The following is a 7,047-nucleotide window of genomic DNA, read 5'->3' on the forward strand; positions in this document are numbered from 1 at the left end:
ATTGTAAGCGCAATCCTACAGAAAACTACAAAAACCGATATTCAAATTTCTTAATTTTTTTGAGGGACTTCATGAGAGAAAATGTCATTATTTTACTAGTGATGCTAGTTAGCGTTCCACTAGCCGGAGAATTGAAATTTCACCCGTTCGGAGATGACTTTCGGATCAGCTTTGGAACGACCGCTTTTTTCTTCTTCTTGTTATGGAGTCGAAAAATTTCTCCCGTTTTGTCCGGGATATTGGTCGGCTTCTGTGTAGTGTTGTTTCGTGTGATTTTAGAAGCAATCTCCGTGGAAGGTGGGCAGGTGGAGGATTTCTTTCAACATCAATTCCCTGCTCTTGTCTACTATGTGACGTATGCGCTACTCTTTTGGATGGCACAAATTAATCAGATGCTTCACCGGCCACTCATCGTTGGGTTGCTAGGTGTATGTATTGAAATTGCTTCCAATATGGTCGAGCTGGCCTTTCGATCCGCATACGTGGAGAGCCTTTTTTCTGCGGAAATTTTTACCCAAATTGCTGTGATTGCCTTTGTTCGAACCTTCTTTGCGCTCGGATTTTTCAATATGATTCAGCTTAGGCAATCGAAGATATTGGAAGAAGAGCAGAGAACGAGAAACGAGCATAATCTGATGCTCATCTCCAACCTGTATGAAGAATCCATTCACCTTAAGAAAACCCTGCAAGACGTGGAAAATATTACTCGGGATTGCTACGATGTGTATCGTACGCTGCCCCAGCCATCGGAAACAGCACAAAGGGTATTGCAAATCGCGGGTCAGGTCCACGAAATCAAAAAAGACAATCAGCGGATATATGCCGGACTCTCACGTATGATTTCCAATGAGAACATGAAGGATTTTTTAAGCATGGATGAGTTGGTTCGAATTGTAATCAGAACGAATCAGAAATATGCCCGCTTACTTTCCAAGGAGATCGCATTTGATAGTCAGGTGAATGTCTCTGCTGAGCCTTTTCACATCTATACCATTCTTTCGTTATTAAATAATTTGGTTGCCAATGCTGTAGAAGCGATCAAGGAAACGGGAAAAATTATTATCGTCGCAGATCAAAAGGCAAATTGGATTGAGCTGCAGGTACAAGACAATGGGCCTGGCATCAAGGTTAAAAAAAATGAGTTGTTATTTACCCCCGGATTCACTACGAAATATGATGAATCGGGAAAACCGTCAACTGGAATCGGTTTAAGTTATGTGAAAGAAGTAGTTGAAAGCTTGAAGGGAACGATAGAGATAGGTGCTCCCGGGCAAAGGAAAACCGTATTTACGATCCGATTACCGATAGAAGAGGTTACACAGAGAGGCGAAGATAAATGAGGTTTTTTCTTGTAGATGATGATCCAGCCGTACGTTCCATGCTAGCCCAAATCATTGAGGATGAAGATCTGGGACAAGTTATAGGAGAGGCGGAGGATGGTTCGGCTGTTGAAGCGGACATGCTAGCGTTGAAGAAAATTGACATCCTGTTAATTGACCTGCTCATGCCTGTACAAGATGGTATTGAGACGGTACGACGGGTTGCCCCCACCTTCCAGGGGAAAATTGTCATGATCTCGCAAATTGAATCCAAGGCGATGATTGCTGAAGCTTACTCACAGGGAATTGAGTATTATATTACGAAACCGATTAACCGTCTTGAGGTGATCAGTGTCATTCAGAAAGTGAGTGAGCGGGTTCTCTTGCAAAGGTCTATCCAGGATATCCAGAAATCGCTAAGTGTGCTTGGCATTGGGAAAGGAAAAGAAAAAAATGATGCTCCTTTTTCCGAAAAAACGATCAGTACGTCAGGAAAATATCTGCTCACCGAATTAGGAATGATCGGCGAGAGCGGGGGCAAGGATTTACTGGATATCATCGAATATCTGCATTCCACGGAAAAAGAAAAATCGTATGAACAGCACTTTCCTCCGCTAAAAGATATTTTTCACAATGTAGCTGTCCGAAAGTTGGGCTCATACGCTACCCCTTCTGAGTTACAGAAGGAAGGAAAAGCAGCAGAGCAGCGAATTCGGAGAGCGATCAACCAGGCTTTGACACATTTGTGTTCATTGGGGCTAACCGATTATGGCAACCCCAAGTTTGAGAAGTATGCCTCTACTTTTTTTGATTTTGCAGAGGTACGCAAAAGAATGCGAGAGATGGAGGACAGCATTGAATCCACTCACTCTACCGTGAAAATAAACACCAAGAAGTTTATCCTGGTTCTGTACCTTGAGGCGAAGCGGCTAATTGGATAGTATCTGCAATTCTGCGTTGGGGAGAATATTTATTCTTCCCATTCGTGTTTTATGGGCTCCCTCGAATTTTGGCAGCATCCTCCCAATAAGCAATACTTGAAGGTGTCCCCAGAACAACTATTTATTGATAATGTCTTGTTCCAATCCTTGAACACGACGGATTGCTTCCCGAACATCGGACTCACTTACCTTATGTTGCAAAAGAGCACTTGTGAGGTGTTGCACGATTGCATCGAAATGCTCATGCTGTAGATTCATTCCTTCGTGTGCCTTTGCCATTGACTGTCCAGAATACTGATTCGGCCCTCCCAGCGCATGACTGATAAATTTGGCCTGATGCTCACGTTGTTTGTCCATATCCGTATCTTTGAAGAAGTGATTCACACGATCATCAGCTAAAACCTTTTCATAAAAAGTATCCACGATTTGAGCAATCGCCTGTTCTCCGCCTACTTTTTCATAGATTGTTGTGGTCATCTAAAATATCCTCCCTTATGTATTTGCACGATGTGTTCGTGCTTTTTTTTAGGAAACAGATGACAGTATTGTTCCCGTTCGTTGGGATGCCATTCCCTGAGATACAGTTCCAACTTTTGACCGTTTGTTAACGAATTGCTTTTTTGTAACTCAAACTACGGAATTAATGGAATTATTGGATTAAAGTGGGTAATAGTTTCGGGGAGAAAGTTTGGAGTGGATACTTTTGAAACTATCTGATCAAATCTATTATCAATTTCTTGAATCCACAGCTTCTCGCTGGGAGCCAGAAGTGCTGGTTTTCTTACATGGCCTAGGAATGGATCATACATCATGGAGAAATCTATTACCTTATCTTCGTCAGAATTATCATGTTTTGCTGATTGATGTGAGGGGTCATGGGAATAGTCAAAAAGGCGCAGAAAAAATCACATGGAAGCTACTAGTTGAAGATGTTCGGTTTATTCTAAACAAATTACAGATAACCCAGGCGCATCTCGTGGGACATACCCTTGGGGGATATTTAGCAATCCAGTTAGCAAAGGAATTCCCTGAACTAGTTCAATCATTGGTACTCATTTCTACTGCATGTGTCTTTCCAGAATCGTGGGGAGAGGTTGTACTCACTTACAAGCGTAAACTTGCTGAAAAAGGAATGAAGGGGTTCTCGCGAGACATCATCCCGTACATCTGTCATCCGTTAACAGATGAGAAAGAATTGTTGCTTGAAACAGCTTTCAACAAGGCTTCGATTGATATCTATTTTGATTTGTTTCATTTAATTGCACAAACCAATTGGTCATTAATTCTCCAAAGGCTGCACTGTCCGATATTAAATCTTTCGGGCGAATGGGATCCGATATATCCACCAAATGTGATCAGTCTTGGTGTCATCTACATGTCAAATGCCAGGTATTTAATAGTTCCAGGTGCATCCAATGCCATTCAACTTGATCAGCCGAAAGTGGTCTCCGAATGGATAATGAACTTTATTGATACGGAAAAAGAACGCTTATTTTATGCGAATGATAGTTTTCTTTCCAATTACTATAGTAAGGTAAAAGAAACAGTCTCGATGGTAAGTGAAATTGACAACACCGAAACAGGAATAGCTGTTCAAGTCAATGACTGCTTCCGAGTAGAAGTTAATGGAGTTGAAGTTTTAGAAGGATGGAATCAACGGAATGCCAAGTACTTACTCTTATATTTACTGGTTCATGGTTCGGCTACTAGAGAACAATTGTGCGATGCAATCTGGCCTGAAATTGAGATAGGGAGGGCAAAGGGCTATCTGCGTGTTTCTCTGAATCATTTGAGAAAATTGATTGAACAACCAGATCAAGAACAACTTCTATACGTTGATAAGGAACACGTATTTCTTGGAAAGAATGTGAAAAGTGACTACCATTGTCTAAAAAAACTAATACAGGAGTGCAAAGGAGAAGAAGTTACAGAGAAAAAGCTGCAATTGATCGAGAACTTGCAAGAGCTAGTTACGCTACCGTTATTTCCTGGATTCTATCAGGAGTGGGTCAATCGATTAAGAGAAGAAATGGAAAATGATCTATATGATCTTTTTTATTGGGCAATGAGAGCGTTAGCAGACCAGGAAGGCTGGAAAAAAATAAAACTTGTTACAAGGTTCAAGGAGTTAGAAAATATTTACAGCATTGCGAAATAACAGAAATACGTAGAAAGAGACCAGTTGGATGGAAAACCGGCTGGCCTCTTTTTTATTTGTAAATTATTACATTTTCTAAACAAAAATAATATTTTGTCATAACACAGCAAAACAAGGCCTTATGTAACGCTAGCGTAACGGTATCTTTTGTAGGATAAGAGAGAATTCTGTAAATATTTGAAGTTTTTACCAAAATACTTGGTTTATGTGGGAGGGTAACAATGAGCAAGAAGAAAAGCAATATGAAGAAAATTGCTGCTGCAGTTGTATCAACTACTTTGCTATTTTCATTAGTTAACAGTGCATTTGCAAGTACTCCGGGTGTGAGAATCGCACCACAATTACAACAGCAAGCAGAAAGTGTTACAACAGTTTCAAATGAGGATCAAGAAGAAGAGATTACGGTTAAATCTATTACTGCGACGAACGGTTCTATTACCGTAAAACTATCGGATGCTCCTGAAGAAATGCCAGAATTAGAAGATTTCATATTCACCAAGCAAATCAATGGCAAGGATGCAACTGCTCTAAAAGCAACCGGCATCACTTGGAACAAAGACACCAAAACAGCCTACTTTACGTTCAAAGCGCTAAATGCTACCAAAGATGCGCAAAAAGTAGTAGTAAACGTAGACTACAATGGTTCGAAAAAATCCGCAAAGCTTTTCACCATTGCTGCAAAAGGTGCAGAGGTTGATAAAGTTCAGATTATAAACAATGCAGCAAATGCTACATTATTGGTTGGATCTGAGGATGATGCTACCTTGATGTTAACTGCTGTTGCCAAGGACAAAGACGGCAACATCGTAACAGGTAAAAAAGTTGCTTGGTCTTCTAGCAATGCCAAGGTAGCTTCGGTTGACAAGAATGGTAAGGTTAAGGCAATTGCTTCGGGTAAAGCAGTGATCTCAGCAACCATAGATGGCAAGGAAGCTACATTAAAAGTAACGGTTACTGAGCCAAAAGTTGAGAAAGTGGAGATCGAAAATACAGCAGATGATGCTGAACTTGTCGTTGGGTCCAATGACGATGGATCACTTGTTCTAAAAGCGGTAGCTCTGGACAAAAACGGTAAAGAGCTCAAAGAGAAGAAGATAGAATGGACTTCTCTTGCTCCTATGGTGGCAACTGTTGATGATAAAGGAAAAGTAACTGCCATTGCGGTTGGTAAGGCAAAAATTAAAGCTACGGTTGATGGCAAGTCTGCTGATTTCGAGGTAACTGTAAAAGCAAACCCATCCATTTCCCTTGAAACGAATTTACTTAGCGAGTCTTCTGCTAACGATGGAAGTATTTCTGGAACACAAACCGTTACGTTGACAAATGGCAAATTCGCTTCTGATATTTCTGCGGCAGACGTGACTGTAAATAACCTGCCAGCAGGCTTAGGTGTGGGGGTAACCCGTAACAGCGATACGCAAATAACCATCTTCTTTACGGGACAAGCTTTCAGCCATACTGCTGCTGACAGCAAGAGCAACTTGAGTGTAACGATTAATAAGGCGAAAGTATCTGATGCCAAGGAAAACCTGGTTTCTGGTACGTTTTCTATTACGTTTGCAGATCCTGTGATTGTAGTGCCGCCGCCTGTGACAGCACCAACACAAGTAGTTACAGGATTGACATTCCCAGTTGATATTGACAAAGATGCTGGACAAATTCAGGGTAATCTAAGTTGGACTCCACCAAGTAGAACAAGCAATATAACCCATTATTCCGTCTACTTCTTAAATAATTCAAATGCAAAAGTAGGAACAAAGATTGTAGATATTCCTGTGGGAACAAATTCTTACGCAGTCCCTGCAAATACGCCAATTCCTAGTGGTGCAACCAAGTTCGGTGTTTTTGCGAAAAATGGTGCTGGAGAGAATGCTACTGGAGCAACTGTAGAATTTACTGATGTATCTTTACCAACGGCTTTAGCATCCACTGTAACTTTTACTGATGAAGATATTGACGTAGATCAAATTAGCGGAAATGTAACATGGACTGCTGCAACTGATGAGAGCAACATCACACATTATGCGGTGTACTTTTTGAATGCAGATAATTCAAGAGGAACTCAAATTGGGGCAGATGTGGCTAAAGCAGGTCCATTACAAGTGAATATTGGAGCGGACACAGCAATACCATCTGGAACAACGAAAATTGCTGTATTCTCTAAGAATGGTGCTGGCTTAAGTACAGCAGGAAAAGAGATTATGATTAATGACCTTGTTGGTCTAACTGACGCCCAAGCCGTAGCCGGAGCAAAGGCAGACTTGGATGACGCAGATCTGCTGAATGGCAACAGTGCCTTGAATAATGTAACAGGGAACTTAACCTTGCCAACGACAGGAATCAATGGAACCGCAATAAGCTGGGTAGCAGATCATGCAGCAGTAGGAGCAGATGGAAGCGTAATTCGTCCAGCAAATGGATCCGGTGACGCAACGGTAACCTTGACAGCAACGATTAGCAAAAATGGAACCCAAGATACCAAAACATTCACGGTAATTGTAAAAGAGGAAGCAATGACAGACGCCCAGGCTGTAGCCGGAGCAAAAGCGGATTTAGACGATGCAGACCTGCTAAATGGCAACAGTGCCTTGAATAATGTAACAGGCAATGTAACCTTGCCGACGACAGG

Annotated in this window: 5 protein-coding genes; 4 read left to right on the forward strand and 1 reads right to left on the reverse strand. The window is 41.4% G+C overall.

What is annotated here, in order from left to right; translation table 11 throughout:
* The first annotated feature begins 71 nt into the window (after window positions 1-71).
* On the forward strand, window positions 72-1,340 hold the full coding sequence (locus ACPW7N_RS11990) for an ATP-binding protein (RefSeq protein WP_425651317.1): 1,269 nt from the start codon (window positions 72-74) through the stop codon (window positions 1,338-1,340).
* Window positions 1,337-2,260, forward strand: a complete 924-nt coding sequence (locus ACPW7N_RS11995; RefSeq protein WP_425651318.1) for a response regulator — start codon at window positions 1,337-1,339, stop codon at window positions 2,258-2,260. Before ACPW7N_RS11990 ends, ACPW7N_RS11995 begins: the two co-directional genes overlap by 4 nt.
* Before the next feature lie 117 nt (window positions 2,261-2,377).
* On the opposite strand, the gene ACPW7N_RS12000 is transcribed toward ACPW7N_RS11995, so the two are convergent.
* A complete protein-coding gene (locus ACPW7N_RS12000; protein WP_425651319.1) occupies window positions 2,378-2,737 on the reverse strand; it encodes a group I truncated hemoglobin in 360 nt (119 codons plus the stop codon).
* Between the two features lie 226 nt (window positions 2,738-2,963).
* Between ACPW7N_RS12000 and ACPW7N_RS12005 the strand changes: the two genes are divergently transcribed.
* Both ACPW7N_RS12005 and ACPW7N_RS12010 read left to right on the forward strand, forming a co-directional pair.
* Window positions 2,964-4,418, forward strand: a complete 1,455-nt coding sequence (locus ACPW7N_RS12005; protein WP_425651320.1) for an alpha/beta fold hydrolase — start codon at window positions 2,964-2,966, stop codon at window positions 4,416-4,418.
* A 221-nt stretch (window positions 4,419-4,639) separates the two neighbouring features.
* On the forward strand, window positions 4,640-7,047 hold a 2,408-nt coding region (locus ACPW7N_RS12010; protein ID WP_425651321.1), incomplete at its 3' end, for an immunoglobulin-like domain-containing protein.

Origin of the sequence: Brevibacillus nigriterrae (genome assembly GCF_049846925.1) — a bacterium.
Taxonomy (GTDB): Bacteria; Bacillota; Bacilli; order Brevibacillales; family Brevibacillaceae; genus Brevibacillus_H.

Bases quoted from the DNA above. Each gene is read 5' to 3' on its own strand.
- ACPW7N_RS11990 (WP_425651317.1), top strand. From the start codon at position 72: ATGAGAGAAAATGTCATTATTTTACTAGTGATGCTAGTTAGCGTTCCA.
- ACPW7N_RS11995 (WP_425651318.1), top strand. From the start codon at position 1,337: ATGAGGTTTTTTCTTGTAGATGATGATCCAGCCGTACGTTCCATGCTA.
- ACPW7N_RS12000 (WP_425651319.1), bottom strand. From the start codon at position 2,737: ATGACCACAACAATCTATGAAAAAGTAGGCGGAGAACAGGCGATTGCT.